This is a genomic window from Pseudomonas sp. MWU16-30317, from assembly GCF_020515695.1.
Classification (GTDB): domain Bacteria; phylum Pseudomonadota; class Gammaproteobacteria; order Pseudomonadales; family Pseudomonadaceae; genus Aquipseudomonas.
Map to the genome: position 1 here is coordinate 301,759 of NZ_JAIWJA010000004.1, position 22,206 is coordinate 323,964.

A 22,206-nucleotide genomic window follows, 5' to 3' on the forward strand; every position below is an offset into this window, starting at 1 on the left:
ACCTTCACGACCACGGCAATTGCAGCCCGAGGTTGCCGCGCAAGGTGCTGGCCTCGTATTCGCGGCGGAACAGCCCGCGGCGCTGCAGTTCCGGCACCAATTGCTCGACGATCGCTTCCAGGCCCTGGGGAAAATAGTCGGCGTTCAAATTGAAACCGTCGGCGGCATGCCCGCGAAACCACTGCTCGATGGAGTCGGCGACCTGCTCGGCGGTGCCGACGATATTGCGGTGGCCATTGGGGTTGCGCTTGAGCAGCTCGCGCACGGTCAGGCGTTCGCGCGCGGCCAAGTCCAGCACCGCCTTGGCAAAGCCCTGGCCCGCACGGCTGCGGGCGGCATCTTCGATTTTCGTCCACGGCAGTTGTTCGTCGAGTTTCAGGTGTTGCGCGTCGATGGCCAAAGAGTTGGCCAGGTCAAGGCGCTCGCGCTCAAAGCCGGACACTTCATCGAGCCAATCCTTGCGCGCGATGGCCTCGGCTTCGGTACTGCCAAGAATCGGCAGCAGCCCTGGGAGAATCAATATTTCGTCGGCGCCACGCCCGTATTGCGCGGCTTCGGACTTGATGCTGCGATAGAAGGCCTGCGCCGCCTCGAGGCTGTGATTGACGGTAAACACCGCATCGGCATGCCGCGCCGCCAGGCCCATGCCCTGCGGCGAGCCGCCAGCCTGGAGCACCACCGGACGGCCCTGGGGCGAGCGCGGCACGTTCAGGGCGCCCTTGACCTTGAAGTAGGTGCCCTGATGATCGATGGGGTGAATGCCCCGCACATCGACGAACTGGCCGCTGCGCTGATCGCCGCGCAGCGCATCCTTGTCCCACGTGCCCCACAGCGCCTTGACCACTTCAACGGCCTCCTCGGCGCGGGCGTAACGGGCGTCGTGGTCGAGCAGTTGCTCCAGGCCGAACAGCTGCGCCACTTCCGGGGTGCGCGTGCCCACCACGTTCCAGGCCGCGCGACCGCCGCTGATAAAGTCCAGCGACGCTACAGTGCGGGCGATGTTGTAGGGCTCGTGAAAGCTCGATGACACCGTCGCCACCAGGCCGACATGCTGGGTCACCCGCGCCACGGCGGTGAGAGGAATGAAGGGATCGAGGGCTTGCCAGGGGCGCTCCACATGGGGGCCGCCATAATCGAAGCCGTCGGAGAAAAACACCGCGTCGAGCTTGCCGCGCTCGGCCAGGCGGCCGATGTTCTCGTAGAACTCCAGGCTAAGAAACCCCAGCGGATCATCGGCCACGCGCCACGAGGCGGGATGACGACCACTGTTGTTGACGTTGACGTTCAGGTGCAATTGGCGGGTCATGCGGGTACCTCCTGAGCTGCGGCGAGGCGGGCAAGGCGGTGTGCGGTCAACAGCTCGTCATAGGGGCGATACGGATGGCCGATGCTCCAGGGGTCGGCGACGATCCGTTGGCTGGCCCACAGGCCGATGGAATGGGGTTTCCAGCGCACCGCATCGTGCAGAGTGTGGGTGCGCGCATCGCGCCAGTAGCGATCCAGGCCGCTGCCGACCCGCGCCGAACTGGCACCGCCGACATCGAAGAGCGCCGAGCTGACCTCCAGCACCGCGCGAGTCGTGAGAACCTTGGCCTGGGCCACTTCATAGAAGATATCCAGTACCGTCGCCAGCTCGGTGTGCGCGTCGCTGGCCGCCAAACGCCGCGCGGCGCTTTCGGTCAAGCGCCGCGCGGCACCGGCCAGCAGCACCAGTTCGCCCAGCTGCGCGATGCCCAGCACATCATCGGCGAATGCCTTGGCACCGCTGCCGCGGCCACCATGCACATGCCGCGACAAATCCACTGCACGCTGCAGCGCGCCCTCGGCCAAGCCGACGTCGATGGCCGCGTGCAGCAGTTGGCTTTGCGCCGAAATCCGGTAAGACACCTGCGGATCGCGGGGGTGGCTGATCACCCCCAGGGCCGACACCGGAGTGTCGACGAACACCGAGCTGCCAGAGGCCGTGGTGCGCTGCCCAAGACCGTCCCAATCGTCAGTGATCGTCACGCCTGCGGCGCCCCGGGTGACGATGGCCGAGCAGGCGCGGCCGGTTTCGTCCAGGCATTGCACGCTGATGTGATCAGCGAGCAAGGCACCGGTGGAATATACCTTGCGGCCATTCAGGCGCCAGCCCTCAGCCGCTGGCGTCAAGGCGGCAGCGGCTTCCCCGGGGTAGCGTTCGCCGGGCTCGGCGGTGGCATTGCCGAAGAACTGCCCGGCGCCGATCTGCGACAGATAATGGTCGCGCTGCGCCGGGCTGCCGGCGATGCGCAGACGCTCGACGGAGTTGAAATGGTTCTGCGGGATCTGTCCCAGGCTGCCATCGGCCTTGGCGACGATGGCCACCGCCTGGATCAGCACCTCATGATCGAAGCCCAGGCCGCCATAGGCCACCGGCACGTTGAGGCGCCAGAAGCCCAGCGCGCGCAATTGATCGATAACGTCATGGCCGTAGGCGCGCTGGCGGTCGCGCACGTCGGCGCTGGTAGCGATACTTTCGGCCAGAGCGCTCAGCTCGGCCAGGAATTTCACGGCGTCGGTCATGGCTCAGCGCCCCGCCACTTGTGGAGGAACGGCCTGCTGCACGGCGTTGTAGCGGTCATCGAAACCGACCTTGACGTCGACCTTCTTCTTGATCGCGCCACCGGCGAACAAGGCGTCGGCGACGTTCTGCTCTTCGGCCAGCAACTTGGCATCGAACGGCCGGAAGGCACCGCTGCGCACCTGATACTCGTAGACCGCCCGCTCCGGCGTCAGCTTGAGGGTGGTCTGCAGCACCGCGGTGGCTTCCTGCTGGTGGCTCTTGTGCCACGCCCAGTAGTTGCTCACCCGTTGAAAGAAGCCCTTGAGCGCTTCGCTCTTGGCAGGGTCGGCAAGTACATCGGCGCGGGCGGTCCATACCCCCAGGGCCGGAATACCCGTGGCGCGATCATCGAGCAGCACCTTGGCCTGACCACCGCGTACGCTCTGCAGAATCGGCCCCAGGCTGCCGGAATAGGCGTCGGTCTGCCCGGAGTTGAACGCCGCCGCCGAAGATGCGCCGTCGTTGAATTTGAACGGGCTGATGTCTTTTTCCGTCAACCCGGCTTTGACCAGCGACACCAGGTACTGGGCGTGGTTGTAGCCGCCGTAGTTGTAGGCCCAGCTGTGGTGGGCGAGCTGCGCCGGGGTGTCGATGTGGACCGAAGTGCGTACCGCGGTGACCAGCGGCGAGTAGTCGGGGCTGTAGTCGTTGCGCCAGCCGGCGACGATTTTCAGCGGCGCGTCGGCAGCCGTCCAGTCAGTGCGCGCATTGGCCTGTTCGATGGTCAGCGAGGTGTCGCCCATGTGGCCCACATCGATGGCCTTGCCGTACAGCGCCGAGAGGTTGGCGGCCGGGCCGGTGAGCAATACCCATTTGACGTCGAACGGCGCGCCGTCGAGGACCTTGGATTCCTTGATCAGAGCCGGGAAGCCGGCATCCTGATAGGCGATGGTGAGCGTGGTGCGCTCCTGGGCAGTGGCGTGGAATGCAATCAGACCCAAGGTGGGCAGCAACAGCCCGCGGACAATCTTGTTCATCGATGTTCTCTACTTTTGATAAGGGCATCTAGCGGAAGGCGAGTCAGGCGACGCTGCCAAGGTGGTGCAGCACGCTGCGCTTGATCTGGTTGAAATCGCTGGCGGTGGGGTCACGCTTGCGCGGCAGGTTGACCGGGATGTCGGCCTTGACGAAGCCCGCACCGAGCACCAGCACGCGGTCGGCCAGCAAGATCGCCTCTTCGATGTCGTGGGTCACCAGCAACACGCCTGGCTGATGCTCGCGCCACAGCTCGATCACCAGGTCCTGGGCCTTGCGCCGAGTAAAGGCGTCCAGCGCGCTGAAAGGTTCGTCGAGCAGCAACAGGTCGGGCGCGCGGTACAGCGCGCGGGCCAGGCCGACCCGCTGCGCCTCGCCACCAGACAGGCTCGAAGGCCAGGCATCGGCCTTGTTGCCCAGCCCGACTTCGGTCAGCGCCGCTACGGCACGGGCATAGCTGTCGGGGGCCTTGTGGTCTTGCAGCACGACGTTGCGCCAGACCCGCTGCGCAAGGATCAGGCGCGGGTCCTGGAACACCACCGAGGTGCGCTCGGCGATCGCCGCACTGCCGCCACTGGCGGTTTCGAGGCCACCGACGATGCGCAGCAAGGTGGTCTTGCCGGTGCCCGAAGGCCCGACCAGAGCAACGAACTCGCCTTTGCCCAAGGTGAAGTCCAAGGCGTCGAGAATCACCTGGTCGCCATAGCGTTTGCTCAGGCCTTGCAGGTCAATGACGGCGGGCGTGGCGGCAGGCGGCGTCAAGCGCGCGGCCTGATACGGGCCGAGGCTTTCAAGATGGCTCATGACGGGGTCTCCAGCTGAGCAGCGCGCGTTCGATCAGGCGCATGACGATGTCGACGATCACACCGAGCACGGCATAGATGAGGATGCCGGCGATGATGATGTCGGTGCGTTGAAACTGGTTGGCGTTGTTGAGGATGTAGCCGATGCCAGCGTTGGAGTTGATCTGCTCGGCGGCCACCAGCCCCAGCAGCGCGGCGCCGGCGGCATAGCGCCAGCCCACAAGAATGCTCGGCATGGCCAGCGGCAGTACGATAAGGCGCACTACCTGACGCTGGTTCATGTCGAAACTGACGCCCAGTTCCAGCAGGCGTTTGTCGATGGCGCGAATGCCGTGGTAGGCGTTGAGGTACACCGGGAAGATCGACGCGCCGATGATCAGCAGTACCTTGGACCACTCGCCAATGCCGAACCACACCACGAACAGCGGCACCAGGGCAATGAACGGAATGGTGCGCAGCATCTGCAGAGGCGCGTCATAAAGACGCTCGGCCAAGGTCGACAGGCCTGCGATGACGCCCAGCACCAGCCCCAGGCCGCCGCCGATCAACAGCCCCAGCCCGGCCCGGCCCAAAGACACCGGCAGCGCCGCCTGCAGCTCGCCGGTGTGCCAGAGTTCCTGATAGGCCTGGATGATGCTCCAGGGCGAGGGCAAGACGAATTCGCTCAGCCAGCCAGCCTTGGCGCTGAGTTGCCACAGGACCAGCAGCACAATCGGGATGAGCAACCGCAACCCGCCCAACCGACCGGCCTGACGCCGCACCCGCCCCAACCAGCCAGCGGGCACCAGCACGCCATCGTGAAACCGGTACTCGACCAAGGGCACATCGGCGACTGTGAGTGCGGGCGGCGACAAGGGCGAAGCAGGCTGACGCATGACGATGACTCCTTTACAGAATGTGCATTGACACGGCGACTTTCAAGCAGTCACTCGCGCAGTTACGGCACAGCAGTAATAGAGCAAAGCCATATGGAACGGAAAGAGCGTTATGTTCTATGGTTATATAAACGCCTGAACACTATTGATTAATGCTCGAGGTTATAAACTTAAAACCAATTGGCACTTTGATTTTGTTTCGTCCTTTCGCTTGGAGCTTGCATCGAACGATGTCGCTAGGGACTTGCATTGAACAACGCAGGTATTTATGCCGGAGGTTTTTTGGAGGTGGGGTCTGAGATTGGGGTAGTCCTTTGCTGCGGGCCTGTGCGGCGCGCCCTGCCCATTGGCCCTTCGCCTAGGCTCAGGGTACCCGCGTTCCGGCACCTGAAGAGAGGGCACGGCGCACAGGCCCGCAGCAAAGTACCAGCCGAGATTTGGGCGGCGTCCTAAAGCTTTTTTGAAGAAACGGCACTGATGTCACTGTTCTGCTTTCGAGTCAGCCTTGGGGTCGCGGCCCCCTTCCAGCAGGCCGCGTTTCGACGCACTGACGAGGGGATAGCCGGCATGGATGCCGGCTAAGCCCCGTTGGGCCATGGAAGGCCCATCGGGGCGTGCCCCTCGTCAGTGCGTCGAAGCGCGGGAACCCCGAGCGTCAGCGAGGGGCCAATGGCGGGGGCGGCGACCCCAAGGCCGACTCGAAAGCAGAACCAGCGCAGTCCCCAAAAAAACGACAAGTCAGAAATAACCACCCAAGGAATAAGCTTATATCCCCAACCCGCGCTTATTTCGAATAATCCTCATCGCCTAAGAATATGCACTAACGATATTGGCACTACGCAGCACGACTCTATAGCGTGGCCACACCGGAATACCGGCTCCCTGCGCGTATCAGCCTGAACGCCAAACGCTTTCTTCTGGAGTCGCCACGCGAAGCAGACCGCCAACGATCTGCGCGGGCCTGACTGGATATCGTCAATGAGATTCGACCTGTCATCCCTACGTCGTAGTGGTGTGCCCGTGATCGCCGCCGGTTTGATCACGCTGCTCGCCAGCGCCCAGGCCATGGCCGTGACCCTGACCGCCATCGTGCAGCCGGAACCGGTGGCCCTGACCTCGAGCTTCAATACCAACTTCCCCAACGGCGTGGTCTCCAACAACATCTATGAAGGGCTGGTGAGCTATGACCAGAACATGCAGCCACAACCGAGCCTGGCGCTGTCGTGGGACATCGCCAAGGACGGCCTGAGCATCACCTTCCACCTGCGCCACGGGGTCAAATGGCATGATGGCCAGCCCTTCACCTCGGCCGACGTCAAATACTCCGCACTGGAAGTCTGGAAAAAGGTCCACCCCCGTGGGCGCACCACCTTCGCCGCGCTGGAAGACGTGCTCACCCCCGACCCCTACACCGCCGTATTCAAGCTCAAGCAACCGTCGCTGGTCATCCTCAGCTCGATCAACGCCAATGAAGCGCAGATCCTCCCGGCGCACCTGTATGCCGGCACCGACATCCTGAAAAACCCGCACAACCTCGACCCTATCGGCACCGGCCCATTCAAGTTCGTCAAATGGGAGCGTGGCCAATACATCGAGCTCACCCGCAACCCGGACTATTGGGACGCTGGCAAGCCCAAGGTCGACAAGCTGGTGTTCCGCATCATCCCCGACGCCAGCTCGCGCGCCGCCGCATTGGAGACCGGCGAGGTGCAGTACTCGCCCTACGATTCGGTGCCTTTCAGCGATGTCGAGCGCCTCAGCCACAACCCTGAACTGGTGGTCGCCAAACGCGGCTATGAGTCGTCCGCCGCCTACGTGTTCCTCGAATTCAACTTGCGCAACCCGGTGCTGGCCAACCTCAAGGTGCGCCAGGCCATCGACCAGGCGATAGACAAACAGGCGCTGATCGACGTGGTCTGGTATGGCCTGGGCAAACCCGCCACCGGGCCGGTGCCCTCCTCGCTCAAGAACTTCTACACCACCGACGGCGTCCAGCAGTACCCCTTCGATATCGCCCAGGCCGACAAGCTCCTCGATGAAGCCGGCTACCCCCGTGGCGCCGACGGCGTGCGCTTTCGCATCAACATCGACTACCAGCCGTTCCATGAAGGCTTCAAGAACCAGTCCGAATTCATCCGCCAGAGCCTGAAGAAAGTCGGCATCGATGTCACCGTGCGCACCCAGGACCTCGCCGGCTTCATCAAACGCGTCTACAGCGACTACGACTTCGACATCAACACCGGCCGCTGGGTACCGATGATGGACCCGCAGATCGGCGGCCTGCGCCAGTACTCCACCGCCAACATCACCCCCGGCGTGCCGTGGAGCAATGCCTCCGACTACAGCAGCCCGGCCATGGACAAGGTCATCGCCGCCCTGCAAGGCGAGATCGACCCGACGCGGCGCCAGCAGGACTTCTACGAATTCCAACGCATCGCCCAGCACGACCTCCCGGTAGTACCTCTGTTCGAACAACAGAATTTCACCGTCTACAGCAAGCGCCTGCAAGAGGTGAGCGTGGCGCCGGACGGCGCCTTGTCATCCCTCAAAGACGTGTCCATCGCGCCCTGACCAGCCCGTGTATAAGGAGTACTGCCATGCACCTGCAACTCACTGACAAGCACGTCGTCATCACCGGCGCCAGCAAGGGCATCGGCCTGGCCATCGCCCATGCGTTCGCCGCCGAAGGTGCGCGCCTGAGCTTGATCGCCCGCGACCCGGCCACCCTCGAAGAGGCCCGGCGCCAGTTCGCCCATGCCGGCATCCAGGTGCAGGTGATCAGTGCCAACCTCAGCGACGCCGCTGCGGCCGAAGCGGCGATTGCCGATGCCGAAACCCGCCAAGGACCGATCGATATCCTCGTCAACAGCGCCGGTGCGGCCAAGCGTACCGAGCCCGAGCTTCTCGACGCGCAGACCTGGCAAGCGGCGCTGGACGCCAAGTTCTTCCCCACCATCCATACCCAGGATGCCGTGCTCAAGCGCCTGCTGGCCAGGGCCGAAGCCAGTGGCCAGCCGCTGCAGAGCGCGGCCATCGTCAACATCGTCGGCACCGGCGGCAAACACCCCACCGCCACCCACCTGCCCGGGGGCTCGGCCAACGCCGCCCTGCTGCTGTCCACCGTCGGCCTGGCCAAGCACTATGCCCGTCACGGCATTCGCATCAACGCCATCAACCCGGGCTTCACCTACACCGGCCGCGTCGACCAGGCCATCAGCCTCGAAGCCACCCGCCGCGGCATCAGCAAGGAGCAAGCGCTGCAAGATGCCGAGGCGCAGATTCCACTGGGCCGTTTCGCCCGCCCCGAAGAAGTCGCCGACCTCGCCGTGTTCCTCGCCAGCGCCCGCGCCAGCTACATCACCGGTGCGGTGATCCCGGTCAACGGCGGCGCGGACCCGGTCATCTGACATGCCAGCCCTCGCCAAATACATGCTGCGCCGGCTCGCCCAATTGCTGCCGGTGGCCCTGATCATCGTGCTGTCCTCGTACCTGCTGCTGCGCCTGGCGCCCGGCGACATGGTCGACGTGATGGCCGGCGAATCCGGCGCGGCGACCCCGGAATACATGGCCCAGCTGCGTGAGCAGTTCGACCTCGATGCCCCCGGCTACGTGCTGTTCGGCCGCTACCTGGACAACCTCGCGCACCTCAACCTCGGCTACTCGTTTCGCAACAGCATGCCCGTGGCCGAGCTCATCGCCGATCGTGTGCCGGCCACCCTGACCCTCATGCTGGTGGCGGTGTTCATCGCCGCAGTGCTGGGCATCGCCCTGGGCGCCGTGGCCGCCCGCTATCGCGGCCGGTGGCCGGATGAAGTGATTTCGACCCTGTCCACCATCGGCTTTGCCACACCGGTGTTCTGGGTCGGATTGATATTGATCGTGGTGTTTTCGATCAACCTGCGCTGGCTGCCCTCGGCCGGCATGCAGACCATCGGCGGCGTCGACGGCGCCTGGGCCTCGTTCCTCGATCGGCTGCGCTACATGGCCTTGCCGGCGTTAAGCCTGTCGTTTTTCTACCTGTCGATCTATGTGCGCATGACCCGCTCGGCGATGCTCGAAGTCTACGGCCTCGACTTCATCCGCACCGCACGCGCCAAAGGCATCAGCGAAGCGCGAGTCGCAGTGCGGCACGTGTTGCGCAACGCACTGCTGCCCCTAGTGACCGTCACCGGCCTGCAACTGGGCTCGCTGATGGGCGGTTCGATCGTGGTCGAGACCGTGTTCTCCTGGCCGGGCCTGGGGCGCCTGGCGTTCGACGCGGTGTTCCAGCGCGACATCAACCTGTTGCTGGGGATTTTCCTGTGCAGTTCGTTTCTGGTGATCCTCATGAACCTGCTGGTCGACCTGCTCTACGCGCTGCTCGATCCGCGCATCGAGATTCGCTCATGAAACGCGTCCTGCGTCTGGGTCATTCCCGCGCACTGCTGCTCGGGCTGGCGATCCTGCTGTCGATCAGCATCGCCGCGCTGTTGGCCAACTGGCTATACCCCGCCGACCCGTTCGACATCGTCGGCCGCGCCAACCAATGGCCGGGCAGCAACCCGCGCTACCCATTGGGCACCGACATGCTCGGCCGCGATCTCACCGCCGGCATGCTCCACGCCGCACGCGTGTCACTGCTGGTCGGCGTCGGTGCCGCGGCCCTGTCAGTGCTGATCGGCACCACGGTGGGTGTGGTCAGCGGCTACACCGGTGGCTGGCTCGACGACTGCCTGATGCGACTCACCGAGCTGTTCCAGACCATGCCCAGCTTCCTCTTCGCGATCCTGCTGGTAGTGATCTTGCAACCGTCGATCGCCAGCATCGTGTTCGCCATTGGCATCACCTCATGGCCGCAGATTTCCCGGCTGGTGCGGGCCGAAGCGCTGCGCGTGCGCCAACAGGATTTCGTCAGCGCAGCGCTGACCATGGGCATCCGCCACCCGGCGATCATCTGGCGGCACATTTTGCCCAACAGCATTTCGCCGGTGATCGTCGCCACCTCGATCCTCATCGCCCAGGCGATCCTTACCGAGGCATCGCTGTCGTTTCTCGGCCTTGGCGACCCCAGCGTCATCTCATGGGGCAGCATGGTCGGTGCCGGGCGCTCGTCCCTGCGCACCGCGTGGTACATGACGGCGATCCCCGGCGGCGCGATCTTTGTTGCAGTGATGGGCTTCATGTACCTGGGCAACGGCCTCAACGACCTGCTCAATCCGCGCACGGAGTCACGATGACCACACTTGCCAGCACGCCATTACTGGACGTACGAAACCTGCGCGTGGAGTTCGGCAAGCCGAGCACGCCACTGATTGCCGTCAACGACCTGTCACTGCAGGTACAGGCCGGTGAAACCCTGGCCATCGTTGGCGAATCCGGTTGCGGCAAGTCAGTCACCGCGCTGGCGCTGACCCGTCTGCTGCACGGCAGCCAGGCGCGCCTGAGCGGTTCGGTGCGCTACCGGGGCGAGTCACTGAGCGACCTCGACGAGCGCGCCATGCGCGCCATTCGCGGGCGGCACATCGGCATGATTTTCCAGGACCCGATGTCGGCACTCAACCCGGTGATGAGCATCGGCGACCAACTGATCGAAGCCATCCAGGCCCATCACCCCCTGCCCCGCGCCCAGGCCCGAGCCCGCGCAGTCGAGCTGCTGGAGCGGGTGCGCATCCCGGAACCGCACAAGCGTCTGGACGACTACCCGCATCGGTTCTCGGGTGGCATGCGCCAGCGCGTGGTCATCGCCATGGCCCTGGCCGGCGGCCCGTCGCTGCTGATCGCCGACGAGCCGACCACCGCACTGGACGTGACCATCCAGGCGCAAATCCTCCACCTGCTCGCCAGCCTGCAGCGCGAAATGGGCATGGGCCTGATCCTGATCACCCACGACCTTGGCGTTGTCGCCGAAACCGCCGACCGGGTGATGGTCATGTACGCCGGGCGCAAGGTCGAAGAGCAGCCGGTGCACGGCCTGTTCGCCCACCCGCGCCACCCCTATACCCGCGGCTTGATCGGCGCGCGCCCGGCCCTGCAACTCGAGGCGATCGGCCCCGGCAAGCGCCGCGTACGCCTCAAGGAAATCCCCGGCATGGTCCCGATGCTCTCGCAACTGCCCGTCGGTTGCGCCTTTGCCGCGCGCTGCGAACATGCCGACGTGCGCTGCCAGCAATTGCCTGAGCTGCTGCCCTTCGAGCCACTGGCCGCAGTCGCCTGCCATCACCCCTGTCCAGCGCCCCAGCGGCTGCACCGGGCCATGGCATGAGCCGTCTATTGGAAGTGCGCAACCTCTCGGTGCGCTACCCCACTGCACGCGGCGAGCTCAATGCCGTGAGCGCTGTGAATCTGGACCTCGACACCGGTCAGACGTTGGGCCTGGTGGGTGAATCGGGCTGCGGCAAGTCCTCGTTAGGGCGCACTCTGGTGCGCCTGGTCAAGCCCAGCGAAGGTGAGATCCGCGTCAACGGCACCGATTTGGCGAGCCTCTCCGGGCGCCAGTTGCAAGCCCGCCGTCAGGACGTGCAGATGGTGTTCCAGGACCCGTCCAGCGCCCTCGATCCTCGCCTGAGCCTGTTCGACTCGATCGCCGAACCCCTGCGTGCCCGCGGCGAACTCAACCGCCAGCAACGCCAGGCGCGGGTCGCCGAATTGATGCAGCAGGTGGGCCTGCACCCGGACCTCGCCAGTCGCTTGCCCCATCAACTGTCCGGCGGCCAGCGCCAGCGCGTGGTCATCGCCCGCGCCCTGGCACCACGCCCGGCGCTCATCGTGTGCGACGAGCCGGTGTCGGCGCTGGACGTCTCGTTGCAAGCGCAGATCCTCAACCTGCTGTGCGACCTGCAGGCGCAACTGGGCGTCGCCTACCTGTTCATCAGCCACGACCTGTCGGTGGTCCAGTACCTGGCCGATCGTATCGCCGTGATGTACCTGGGCGAGATCGTCGAGATCGGCGACCGGGCGTTGTTCTGGCAACGCCCGGCCCACCCTTACAGCCAGGCGCTGATCGCCGCCGTACCGATCATGGACCCGAGCCGCAGCCGCGCCGCCGACAAGCAGGTGCTGGCCGGTGATGTACCAAGCCCGTTCACGCCGCCCAGCGGCTGCCGTTTTCATACCCGCTGCGCGCACGTCCACGCCCGCTGCCGCGAACAGGCACCGCGCCTGCAAGCGCTGCAAGCCGGGCACCACGTCGCCTGCCACCTCTATGACGCCACCTCCGGAGCGCCCGCATGACTGTTCTTTCGCAAGCCCACGCTGGCGCGCTCGGCGCCCCCGTTGCCGCACAGCAGCAAGCCCGCGAGGACCTCGCCGCCGCCCACCGCCTGGCCGTGTGGCACGATTTCAGCGAGGGCATCTACAACCACTTCACCGTGGCCGTGCCGGGCAGCAGCGACAGTTTTCTGCTGCCGCCCTTCGGTCTGCATTGGTCAGAAGTGATGGCGAGCGAACTGATGGAGATCGGTTTCGACGGTCGGCAGCTCAGCGGCGAAGGCATCATCCAGCGCTCGGCCTACTGCATCCACGCACCGATCCACGCCGCCCATCCCAAGCATGCCGCCGTACTGCACACCCACATGCCCTACGTCAGCACCCTGACCCGCCTGCGCGACCAGCACCTGCACGCCGTGGGCCATCTGGAGGCGCAACTGGTCGACCAGATCGCCTACGACGAAGACTACGACGGCCTGGCCCGCGACCCGTCCGAGGGCCAGCGCCTGGCGGACATCCTCGGTGAACGCAGCATCCTCTTCATGGGCAACCATGGCGTGCTGGTGACCGGGCGCAGCGTTGCCGAAGCCTACGACCGGCTCTACACCCTGGAGCGCGCTGCACGCCTGCAAGTGTTCGCCCTGTGGACTGGCCAACCGCTGCGAGGCCTGAGCAGCGCGCAGGTCGACAGGGTCCAGGACCAGATCCACAACACACCGCTGCACGACGCCGCCAGCACGACCTACAAGCCGGGCTATCAGCTGCATTTCGAAGCCCTGCGCCGGCTGCTCGACCGCCGCGAACCCGACTACCGGAACTGACCCGTGCCCACGTCTCTGCCCGCACTCCCCGCCCACAGCCCGCTCGGCCAGGCCCTGCGCCAGCCGTTGCTGCTGGGGTTGTTCCTGCCGATCCACAACGGTGGCTGGACCATGTCCAGCTACCCGCGCGACACCGACTGGACCTTCGACTACAACGCCGCCCTCACCCAGCAGGCCGAAGCGCTGGGTTTCGACCTGGTGTTCGGCCCCGCGCATTGGCTGTCCAAGGGCGGCTTCGGCGGCGAAATGCACTACCGCGAAACCGCCCTCGACACACTGATGACCAGCGCCGGGCTGGCGGCGATCACCCAGCGCATTCTATTGATCTCCACCGTGCATGTGTTCTATGGCCCTTGGCATCCGCTGCACCTGGCCAAGTTCGGCGCCACTCTGGACCACATGTCCGGGGGCCGCTGGGGGCTGAACCTGGTGACCGGTTTTCGCCAGGATGAATGGGCCATGTTCGGCCAGCAGCAGATCGAACACGACCGCCGCTACGAACTGGCCGGCGAATACGTCGATATCCTGCAAACCCTGTGGAGCAGCGACGAGAACTTCGATTATCACAGCGAGCAGTGGCAGCTGAACAAGGCCTTCGTGACGCCCAAGCCGGTGCACGGTCGGCCGATCATCGTCAGCGCCACCAGCTCGGCGGCAGGCATCAGGCACGCCGTGGCCCAGGCCGATCTGATCTTCGTCACCAGCCCGGCGGGTGCCTGTTTCGACGCCGCCATCGAGGCCTTGCCGGCGATCAATCGTCAGGTCAAAGAGGCCGCCGCCGCCATCGGCCGCGACGTGCGCACGCTGGTCAACCCGATGATTATCGCCCGCGACACCGAGGCCGAAGCCTGGGCGGTGTATCAGGCGATTCTCGATCAGGTCGATGACGCTGCGGTGGCCGGTTTCTTCCATACCCACGCCACCGGTGACAGCCGCTCCTGGCGCGGCCATCAACGGGACGAGCGCATCGTTGGCGGCAACATCCAGTTGATCGGCACCCCGGCGCAGATCGCCGCACAGATCATCCAGCTCAAGGCCGCCGGTTGCGACGGCTTGCAGCTGTGCTTCGTCGACTACCAGTCGGAGCTGGCGTATTTCGGCGAGCACATCCTCCCGTTGTTGCACCAGGCGGGCCTTCGGCTATGACCACTCACTTGCGACAAGGAACGAGCATGAGCGCAGATCCTCAGATTGAAACCCCCTTAGCCAACGCGACGCTGATCGATATCGACACGCTGCAACAGTGGCTGGACGACGGCGCCGAGCTGGCGTTCGTCGACATCCGCGAAGAAGGCCTGTTCGGCGAAGATCACCCGCTACTGGCGATCAACGTGCCCTACAGCCTGCTGGAAACCGAGCTCCCTTCGCGGGTGCCGCGCCTGGGCACACGGATCGTGCTGCTGGCCGAGCACGATCGCCATGGCCAGCACGCCGCACAGCTGCTGGGCCAGTTGGGCTACAGCGTCGTGCACGTGCTAGGTGGCGGCCTGCAGGCCTGGCAGCAGGCCGGGCTGGCAACCTTTCAGGGCATCAACGTGCCGAGCAAGGCCTTCGCCGAATGCGTCGAGCACAGTCTGCACACCCCGGCCATCGCCCCGGACGCGCTGCAGCGCCTGATCATCGATGAAGCCGACTACGTGCTGCTCGACAGCCGCACCCTGGAGGAATACCAGCGCTTCCACGTCCCCACCGCCAAGGGCGTGCCGAGCGCCGAACTGCTGTACCGCTTCGATGACCTGGTGACGTCGCCAGACACCCTGGTGGTGGTCTCTTGCGCAGGCCGTACCCGCGGCATCGTCGGCGCGCAGACGTTGATCAACGCCGGGGTGCCCAACAAGGTGGTGGCGCTGGCCGGCGGCACCCAGGGCTGGCGCCTGGCCGGACTGTCGACGGTGAACAACGACTCGACCCGCTACTCGGGCTTGAGCGCCGGTGCCCGGCAACAGGCGATCCAGCGCGCCCACGCCTTGGCGGCGCGGCATGCCTTGAAGTTCATCGACGAGCAGACGCTCAGCCGCTGGCAGGCCGACGCCGAACGCACTACCTATGTGTTCGATGTGCGCAGCCGCGAGGAATTCGCCCACAGCCATCGCGCCGATGCCCGCCACGTGGCCGGCGGCCAGTTGGTGCAGGCGCTGGACCTGTGGGTAGGCACGCGCAATGCGCGCATCGTGCTCAACGACGAAGACGGCGTGCGCGCCATCACCACTGCCCATTGGCTGCAGCAACTGGGTTGGGAGGCCAGTGTGCTGATCGGCATCGCCGCCAACGCCATGCCGCGGCCACTGCCGCAAGCCGACTGGAGCGGCCTGGAGCACATCAATGCGCAGACCGCCGCGCAGTGGCTGAGCGAAGGCGCCGTGGCCTTGAGTGCCGACCGCAGTGGTGATTTCCAGCAGGCTCATCCCCAGGGGGCGCAGTGGGTCAACCGCTCGCGCTTACAGGCCCTGGCGGCACAGTTGCAAGGCGCCGAGCGGGTGCTGGTGTTTGCCGAAGCGCTCGAATTGGCTCGCGGCGTCGCGCGGGAACTGAGCCAGGCCGGCTTGCCGGTGTATGTGGTGAATGCCGGGGTGCGGGACTGGCAGGCGGCGGGCATCGAGGCGGTCGACGGGCCGCTGGAGGACGGGCTGCGGGTCGATTATCTGTTCTGGCTGCATGACCGCCATGAGGGCAATACCCAGGCCAGCGCGGCGTATATCGCCTGGGAAGAAGACCTGCCACGGCAGATCGGCGATCACGCCAATGGGCGGTTCCGGATCAAGTGATCCGGTGCCTGCTCCGACCCTGTAGCGAGGGGGCTTGCCCCCGCTGACAGTGTGTCAACCACATTGATTTATCTGACACACCGCGATCGGGGGCAAGCCCCCTCGCTACGGTGGTGTGCATTGATCCGGAGTCGCTTCATCGTGTTTAAAGCCTTGCTCAGTTCCATCGCCTTGTTCGCCTGTCTGGCCGGGCCGGCTGCAGCCGATACACCGCGCCCCGGCGGGACTCTGACGGCCATCGTGCAGCCAGAACCCACGGCGATGACCAGCGCCATCAACAACACCTATGCCAACGGCGTGGTCTCGAGCAATATCTTCGACGGCCTGGTGACCTACGACGCCCAGTTCAACCCGCAGCCGTCGCTGGCCAACGCCTGGGAAACCTCGGCCGATGGCCTGACCATCACCTTCCACCTGCGCCACGGCGTGAAGTGGCACGACGGCCAGCCGTTCACCTCCGCCGACGTCAAGTTCAGCCTGGAAGAAGTCTGGAAAAAACTCCACGCCCGCGGCCGCGTCACCTTCGCTGCCGTGCGCGAAGTCGACACCCCGGACGACTACACGGTGATCCTCAAGCTCGACCACCCCTCGCCGGTAATTTTCAGTGCGGTCAACGCCGTCGAGGCGCAGATCCTGCCCAAGCACCTGTACGCCGGCACCGATATCGCCAACAGCCCGTACAACGTCAAGCCCATCGGCACCGGCCCGTTCCGCTTCAAGCAGTGGCAGCGCGGGCAGTTCATCAGCTTGGAAAAGAACCCCGATTACTGGGACGCCGGCAAGCCGCTGGTGGACAAGCTGATCTTCCGGATCATCCCCGAAGCTGCCTCGCGTGCCGCCGCTCTGGAGACCGGCGAGGTGCTGTATGCGCCGTACAACCCGGTGCCGCTGGCCGATGTGCAACGGCTCAAGGCGCTACCGGACCTGGCCGTCGACACCCATGGCTACGAGTGGCAAGCGCCCTACTATTTCATCGAGTTCAACCTGCGCCGGCCCGAACTGGCCAACCTCAAGGTGCGCCAGGCCATCGCCCACGCCATCGATCGTCAGGGCCTGATCGATACCGTGTGGTACGGTTTCGGCAAGCCGGCGGACAGCCCGATCGTCTCGGCGGTGACGCGCTTCCATGCTCCGGACCTACCGCAGTACGGCTTCGATCCGGCGCTGGCGGAAAAACTCCTCGACGAGGCCGGTTACCCACGCCATGCCGACGGCGTGCGCTTCAAGATCACCCTCGATCACCAGCCGTTCAACGACACCTTCGCCAACACCGACGAGTACCTGCGCCAGAACCTCAAGCGCGTCGGCATCGACGCCACGGTGCGCAACCAGGACCTGCCGAGCTTCCTGCGCAAGGTCTACGGCGAGTATGACTACGACATCGATGGCGGGCAGTTCTCGGGTTACTCCGATCCGCAGATGGGCGTGCTGCGCCAGTACTGGTCGAAGACCGCCAAGGCCGGGATTCCGTGGGTCAACGCCTCCAACTATCACAGCGCGCAGATGGATCAGGTGATCGAGGCGCTGCAGGTGCAAGGCGATGGTCCGCAGCGGGTGGCCAGCTTTCATGAATTCCAGCGCATCGCCCAGACCGATCTGCCGGTGCTGCCGTTGTTCGAGATGCAGAATTTTTCGGTGTATTCCAAGCGCCTCGGTGGCATCTCGCAAGCTCCCGATGCGGCCTTGTCGTCGCTGAAGAACGTATGGATCAAGCCATGAAGGCACTGGAGCGTACCTGCAATATCGACGACCTGCGGCGCCTGGCCAAGCAGCGCCTGCCACGCGGGGTGTACGAGTTCGTCGCCCGCGGCACCGAGGACGAAGTGGGCCTGGGGCACAACCGCACGGTGCTCGACAGCATCAAGATCAAGCCGCGGGTGCTCACCGATGTCAGCCGCCGCGACACCTCGACGACGCTGCTCGGCCGAGGGCAAAAACTGCCTCTGATCGTTGGCCCCACCGGCGCCGCCGGGCTGCTCTGGTACCAGGGCGAGGCGCAACTGGCGCGGGCTGCGGCGGCGGCCGGGGTGCCCTATGTGCTGGCGATGTCGTCGATCACGCCGCTGGAGGACGTGCGCGCGGCCTGCGATGGGCAGCTGTGGTTCCAGCTGTACCTGTCGCCGGAACAGGAAATCAGCGATGGCATGATCGACCGCGCGCGGGCGGCCAGATTCGATGCGCTGGTGCTCACCGTAGACACCGTGGTGTCGCCCAACCGTGAATACAACTCGCGCAACGGCTTCAGCGTGCCGGTGACCGTCAACCGGCGCAATATCTTCGACTTCGCGCTTCATCCGCGCTGGACCCTTGGGGTGATCGGCCGCTACCTGGCCAATGGTGGCATGCCGCGTTTCGAGAACTATCCGCAGGGCATGCGCAACAGCGTGGCCGGGCGCCAGAAGCAGCGCTGGGCGCCGGTCAAGCGTGACGAGTCGGCGGACTGGCGCGCGGTCGCGCAGGTGCGCAAGCGCTGGTCCGGGCCGCTGATCGTCAAGGGCATCGGTTGCGTGGAGGATGCCTTGGCGGCGGCGCAGGCCGGGGCGGACGCGATCATTGTCTCCAACCACGGGGGGCGCAACGTCGACAGCGCGGTGAGCCCCACGCAATTGCTGCCGCGGGTGGTGGCGGCCGTGGCTGGGCGTTGCCCGGTGTGGGTGGACAGCGGCTTTGTGCGCGGCAGCGATGTGTTCAAGGCACTGGCCCTGGGCGCCGAGGCAGTACTGCTCGGCCGCGCCACGTTGTACGGCCTGGCCGCCGGTGGCGAAGCGGGAGGCTTGCGCAGCTTGACGTTTTTCAAGGAGGAGCTGGACCGCTGCATGGCGTTTGCCGGCACGCCGGATCTGGCGGCAATCAACGCCCATTGCCTGCAGGATTTCGGCTTGGTTTATCGATGATGGCGATCATTACCCCCCTTCGCAGGCAAGCCTTGCTGCCACAGGTGTACCGCTTAATCCTGTGGGAGCGAGGGTTGCCCGCTAAGGGGCCCTTGCTGTCTGCACAACACCCCCTTGCACAAGGAGTAGCACATGTCACAGATCAACCTGGCCTGGGGCCGTCCGCCCAGCGCTGACTATGAAGCGCTGGCCGAACGTTTTCGGCCGATCTTCCAGCGCATTCGCACCGGCGCCGTCAGCCGCGACCTCGAACGACGCCTGCCCACCGAAGAGATCCACTGGCTGCGCGAGGCCGGCTTCACCGCTTTGCGTATTCCCCGCAGCCATGGCGGCAGTGGTATCCCTATCAGCGAACTGTTCGCCCTGCTGGTCGAGCTGGGGGAAGCCGATTCCAACGTGGTGCAATCGCTGCGCGCGCACATGAGCTTCGTCGAGAACCTGCTGTACGGCGTCGACAGCCCGCGCCGCGAGCGCTGGCTGACGCGGATCGGCGCAGGTGCCATCATTGGGGTGAGTGATTGAAACCACCATCCTGTAGCGAGGGGGTGGTGCCGTTGTTCAGATGGCGGCGAAGCCGCGTTGCAGGTCGGCAGTCAGCGAGGTCAAGTCTTCCAGGCCGATATGCAGCCGCACGACCGCGCCCTGCGTAGCCACCGGATAGTGCCGGTCGCCCAGATCGGCGAGGGTCACCAGACTCTCATAGCCACCCCAAGAAGCCCCCAGCCCGAACACCTGCAGCGCATCGATAAACGCCTCGGCCCGAGCCAGCCCCGGCTCGGCGAATTCGAACGACAGCAAGCCATTGCTGCCCGCGCAGTCGCGCTTCCACAGCTCATGCCCCGGATGGGAGGCCAGCGCCGGATGAAACACCCGGGCCACCTCCGGCCGCGACTGCAGCCACTGAGCCACTTCCAGCCCCTGACGCTCATGCACCTCCATGCGGCTGGCCAGGGTTCGTGCGCCGCGCAGCACCAGCCAGGCATCGTCCGGGCTCACAGTGTTGCCGAAGGTATCGCTCATGCGCGACAACGGCTCAAAGGCCCCCTCAAGCGTGCACACGCTGCCCATCACCACATCGCTGTGGCCCGCCAGGTACTTGGTCAAGGCCATGATCGAGATGTCGGCACCCAGTTGCAGCGGCTGATACAGGTAGCCGCTGCCCCAGGTGTTGTCCACTGCCAGCAGGGCCTTGTTGGCCTTGCACAGCGCCGCGATCGCCGGCAGGTCGGCCAGCTCATAGAGCAACGAGCCCGGCGACTCGGCATAGACCATCCGCGTATTGGCCTTGAACGCCGCCGCCAGCCCCTGCCCGTCGGCACGGTAATAATCGACCTCGATGCCGAACGGCAACAGGAAATCCCTGGCCAGGCGCCGCACCGGGCCATACACGCCGTCGGTGATCAGCAGGTGGTCACCGGGGCGCAGATACGCCAGGAAGGTCTGCGCAATGGCTGCCAGGCCCGTGGCGAACAGCTTGGTGCGATGGCCGCCCTCGAGATCGGTGACCAGGTCCTCCAGCGCATAGGCCGTGGGATTGCCTCGGGCGCCATAGCTGAGCACCCGCTCGTGGTCACGCCTGGCGCGGGCATCACGCATCTGCGCCAGGTTGTCGAACAGCACCGTGCTCAAACGCACCAGCGGCGGGTTGACCCCTTGCGCGCCGGCGCCGCGCGGCCCACGACCGCCATGGATCAAACGAGTACGCAAGGGTTGCTCATGCATGCTGCACCCCGGTAACGGCTTGCAACGGCGTGAAGCTGGCGATTTCCTGGGCAGTCATCTGCGCGATGAGGCCGGTTTCCCAGGCCAGATATTGGCGGGCCGCCTCTTTATTGCCGGCATGCCGGTCGTGGACGAAAAACAGGAAGTCGATGCACTGAGCATCGGCCAACGACAAGTCGTTTTCGACCTGCGGCAGGTCCAGCCTTTGCCAATCGACCAACACCGAGGTGCGCTGGCGCTGCACCGCAGGCAGTTCACGCGCGGCCAATTGCGCCACCTGCGGGTCGTCGGCGACCAGCACCAATGGCCGCGTCTCATCAGCGACCTGCTCCGCCAGCAGTGGACGAATCGACCACTGCGCGCCCTGCAAATGAGCCTTGCGATAAAGCGTGCTCGGGCGCAGATCGATGATCCGCGCAGCGCTTAGCTCGGCGGTCGTGGCAATCGGCAGATCGAGCGCGACGCCCGCTGCGCTCGGCAGCACCAGCCCGCTGTCGAGGCCACCTTCGAGCACATAGGCTTCATGCCCCAACTGCCGCAGCCAGCTGGCGACCACCGGAGCGCGTACGCCATCGCTGTCGAACAGCACGATGCGGGCCTTGCGCACCCCGACGTAAAGGTCGGTGCCTTGAATCAACTGCCCACCCGGCGTGTGCTGAGCGCCCGCAAGGCTGCCCGCCGCGAATTCTTCCGGCGTGCGCACGTCGCCCAGAAACAGGCTGCGCTGGTCATCATCGGCCCACTGACGAACCTGCTCGGCAGTCACCCACTGCACCCCGGTCTGCTCGCCCAGTTGGCGCGAGCGCTGCAGCTGTTCGGCGGTCACCGGGCCGCGTGACGGATAGTGCTGCTGGTTGCCATGCTCCAGCGTCTGATCGGCCAGGAACCAGCCCTGGGTGCCGTTTTCCAGCGCATAGATGGGGTTCTTGATACCGAGGTTGAGCAGCGTCTGCGCGCCGATGATGCTGCGGGTACGGCCGGCGCAATTGATGACGATCGGCGTGTGTTCGTCACTCACCAGATCCTCGAGGCGATAGCTCAGTTCGCCGTTCGGGCAGCACACCGCGCCCGGGATGTTCATCTTGCGAAACTCGTCCAGCGGCCGACCGTCGAGCACCACCAGCGCGCTGCCTTGCTGCTGCCATTGCAACAGCTGTGGCGCGGTCACTCGCGGGGTATCGCAGGCATGTTCGACGATTTCGCCAAAGGCCTTGGAGGGCAGGTGCACGCCCGCGAACAACTGATTGCCGGCGGCTTGCCAACCGTCTGCGCCGCCCTCCAGCGCCCAGGTATTGCGATAGCCGAGGTTGGCCAGGCGCGCCAACGCCAATTGCGCCAGCGCACCGCCGTCCTGGTCGTAGACCACCAGCCGCACATTGGGGTTGGGGGCCAGGCGTGGCACCTCGATTTCGAGCCGGCTGTAGGGCAGATTGACGCCGTAGAACAGATGGGCTTCGCCGTACTGGCCGTGCTCGCGCACGTCGAACAGGGCGATTTCCTGTCCGTCGAACAGCCATTGCTTGAGTTGCGCGGATGTGAGGGTCTGGCTCATGAAAGTACCGTCGAAACTGAATGGAAAAAA

At 65.3% G+C, this 22,206-nt stretch carries 17 protein-coding genes and 1 pseudogene; 12 read left to right on the top strand and 6 right to left on the bottom strand.

All coding sequences use genetic code 11. From position 1 onward, the window contains the following. Nucleotides 1-4: 4 nt before the first annotated feature. Genes LIX93_RS14285 through LIX93_RS14305 form a run of 5 tightly spaced genes read right to left on the bottom strand, consistent with a single transcriptional unit; the run spans nucleotide 5 to nucleotide 5,237 of the window. The gene (locus LIX93_RS14285) at nucleotides 5-1,306 is read right to left on the bottom strand and encodes an NtaA/DmoA family FMN-dependent monooxygenase (RefSeq protein WP_226504706.1); all 1,302 of its coding nucleotides are present in this window, start codon (nucleotides 1,304-1,306) and stop codon (nucleotides 5-7) included. Continuing rightward, a complete protein-coding gene (locus tag LIX93_RS14290) occupies nucleotides 1,303-2,544 on the bottom strand; it encodes an acyl-CoA dehydrogenase family protein (RefSeq protein ID WP_226504707.1) in 1,242 nt (413 codons plus the stop codon). Before LIX93_RS14290 ends, LIX93_RS14285 begins: the two co-directional genes overlap by 4 nt. A 3-nt stretch (nucleotides 2,545-2,547) precedes the next feature. Next, entirely contained in the window at nucleotides 2,548-3,561 is a 1,014-nt protein-coding gene (locus LIX93_RS14295; protein ID WP_226504708.1) for a hypothetical protein, read from the bottom strand. A gap of 43 nt (nucleotides 3,562-3,604) precedes the next feature. Beyond that, nucleotides 3,605-4,363, bottom strand: coding sequence for an ABC transporter ATP-binding protein (locus tag LIX93_RS14300; RefSeq protein WP_226504709.1), 759 nt, complete (start codon nucleotides 4,361-4,363; stop codon nucleotides 3,605-3,607). Beyond that, entirely contained in the window at nucleotides 4,350-5,237 is an 888-nt protein-coding gene (locus LIX93_RS14305; RefSeq protein ID WP_226504710.1) for an ABC transporter permease, read from the bottom strand. Before LIX93_RS14305 ends, LIX93_RS14300 begins: the two co-directional genes overlap by 14 nt. Before the next feature lie 978 nt (nucleotides 5,238-6,215). Here LIX93_RS14305 and LIX93_RS14310 point away from each other — a divergent pair. From LIX93_RS14310 to LIX93_RS14365, 12 genes are all read left to right on the top strand, one after another. Continuing rightward, nucleotides 6,216-7,808: an ABC transporter substrate-binding protein gene (locus tag LIX93_RS14310; protein WP_226504711.1), complete on the top strand. Its 1,593-nt coding sequence runs from the start codon at nucleotides 6,216-6,218 to the stop codon at nucleotides 7,806-7,808. Nucleotides 7,809-7,834: 26 nt separating this feature from the next. Next, nucleotides 7,835-8,644 carry an SDR family oxidoreductase gene (locus tag LIX93_RS14315; protein WP_226504712.1) on the top strand — a complete coding sequence of 270 codons (810 nt, stop codon included), beginning with the start codon at nucleotides 7,835-7,837 and terminating at the stop codon, nucleotides 8,642-8,644. Between the two features lies 1 nt (nucleotide 8,645). Continuing rightward, on the top strand, nucleotides 8,646-9,626 hold the full coding sequence (locus tag LIX93_RS14320; RefSeq protein ID WP_226504713.1) for an ABC transporter permease: 981 nt from the start codon (nucleotides 8,646-8,648) through the stop codon (nucleotides 9,624-9,626). After that, a complete protein-coding gene (locus LIX93_RS14325; RefSeq protein WP_226504714.1) occupies nucleotides 9,623-10,453 on the top strand; it encodes an ABC transporter permease in 831 nt (276 codons plus the stop codon). Before LIX93_RS14320 ends, LIX93_RS14325 begins: the two co-directional genes overlap by 4 nt. Then, nucleotides 10,450-11,478 carry an ABC transporter ATP-binding protein gene (locus LIX93_RS14330; protein ID WP_226504715.1) on the top strand — a complete coding sequence of 343 codons (1,029 nt, stop codon included), beginning with the start codon at nucleotides 10,450-10,452 and terminating at the stop codon, nucleotides 11,476-11,478. Before LIX93_RS14325 ends, LIX93_RS14330 begins: the two co-directional genes overlap by 4 nt. Further along, nucleotides 11,475-12,446 (top strand): ABC transporter ATP-binding protein, encoded by a 972-nt coding sequence (locus LIX93_RS14335; protein WP_226504716.1) that lies wholly within the window; start codon nucleotides 11,475-11,477, stop codon nucleotides 12,444-12,446. The genes LIX93_RS14330 and LIX93_RS14335 overlap by 4 nt, the downstream gene beginning before the upstream one ends. Beyond that, complete coding sequence (locus tag LIX93_RS14340) at nucleotides 12,443-13,243, top strand: class II aldolase/adducin family protein (RefSeq protein ID WP_226504717.1); 801 nt, start codon at nucleotides 12,443-12,445, stop codon at nucleotides 13,241-13,243. Before LIX93_RS14335 ends, LIX93_RS14340 begins: the two co-directional genes overlap by 4 nt. Nucleotides 13,244-13,246: 3 nt before the next feature. Continuing rightward, a complete protein-coding gene (locus LIX93_RS14345) occupies nucleotides 13,247-14,389 on the top strand; it encodes an LLM class flavin-dependent oxidoreductase (RefSeq protein ID WP_226504718.1) in 1,143 nt (380 codons plus the stop codon). Nucleotides 14,390-14,415: 26 nt separating this feature from the next. Continuing rightward, entirely contained in the window at nucleotides 14,416-16,008 is a 1,593-nt protein-coding gene (locus tag LIX93_RS14350; protein ID WP_226504719.1) for a rhodanese-like domain-containing protein, read from the top strand. 141 nt (nucleotides 16,009-16,149) lie between these two features. Beyond that, on the top strand, nucleotides 16,150-17,727 hold the full coding sequence (locus LIX93_RS14355; protein ID WP_226504720.1) for an ABC transporter substrate-binding protein: 1,578 nt from the start codon (nucleotides 16,150-16,152) through the stop codon (nucleotides 17,725-17,727). Next, nucleotides 17,724-18,902, top strand: coding sequence for an alpha-hydroxy acid oxidase (locus tag LIX93_RS14360; RefSeq protein WP_226504721.1), 1,179 nt, complete (start codon nucleotides 17,724-17,726; stop codon nucleotides 18,900-18,902). The genes LIX93_RS14355 and LIX93_RS14360 overlap by 4 nt, the downstream gene beginning before the upstream one ends. A gap of 132 nt (nucleotides 18,903-19,034) precedes the next feature. Beyond that, nucleotides 19,035-19,424, top strand: coding sequence for an acyl-CoA dehydrogenase family protein (locus tag LIX93_RS14365; protein WP_226504722.1), 390 nt, complete (start codon nucleotides 19,035-19,037; stop codon nucleotides 19,422-19,424). 36 nt (nucleotides 19,425-19,460) lie between these two features. Here the strand turns inward: LIX93_RS14365 and metC are convergent. Continuing rightward, nucleotides 19,461-22,176, bottom strand: a pseudogene (gene metC, locus LIX93_RS14370) (cystathionine beta-lyase). Nucleotides 22,177-22,206 lie beyond the last annotated feature (30 nt).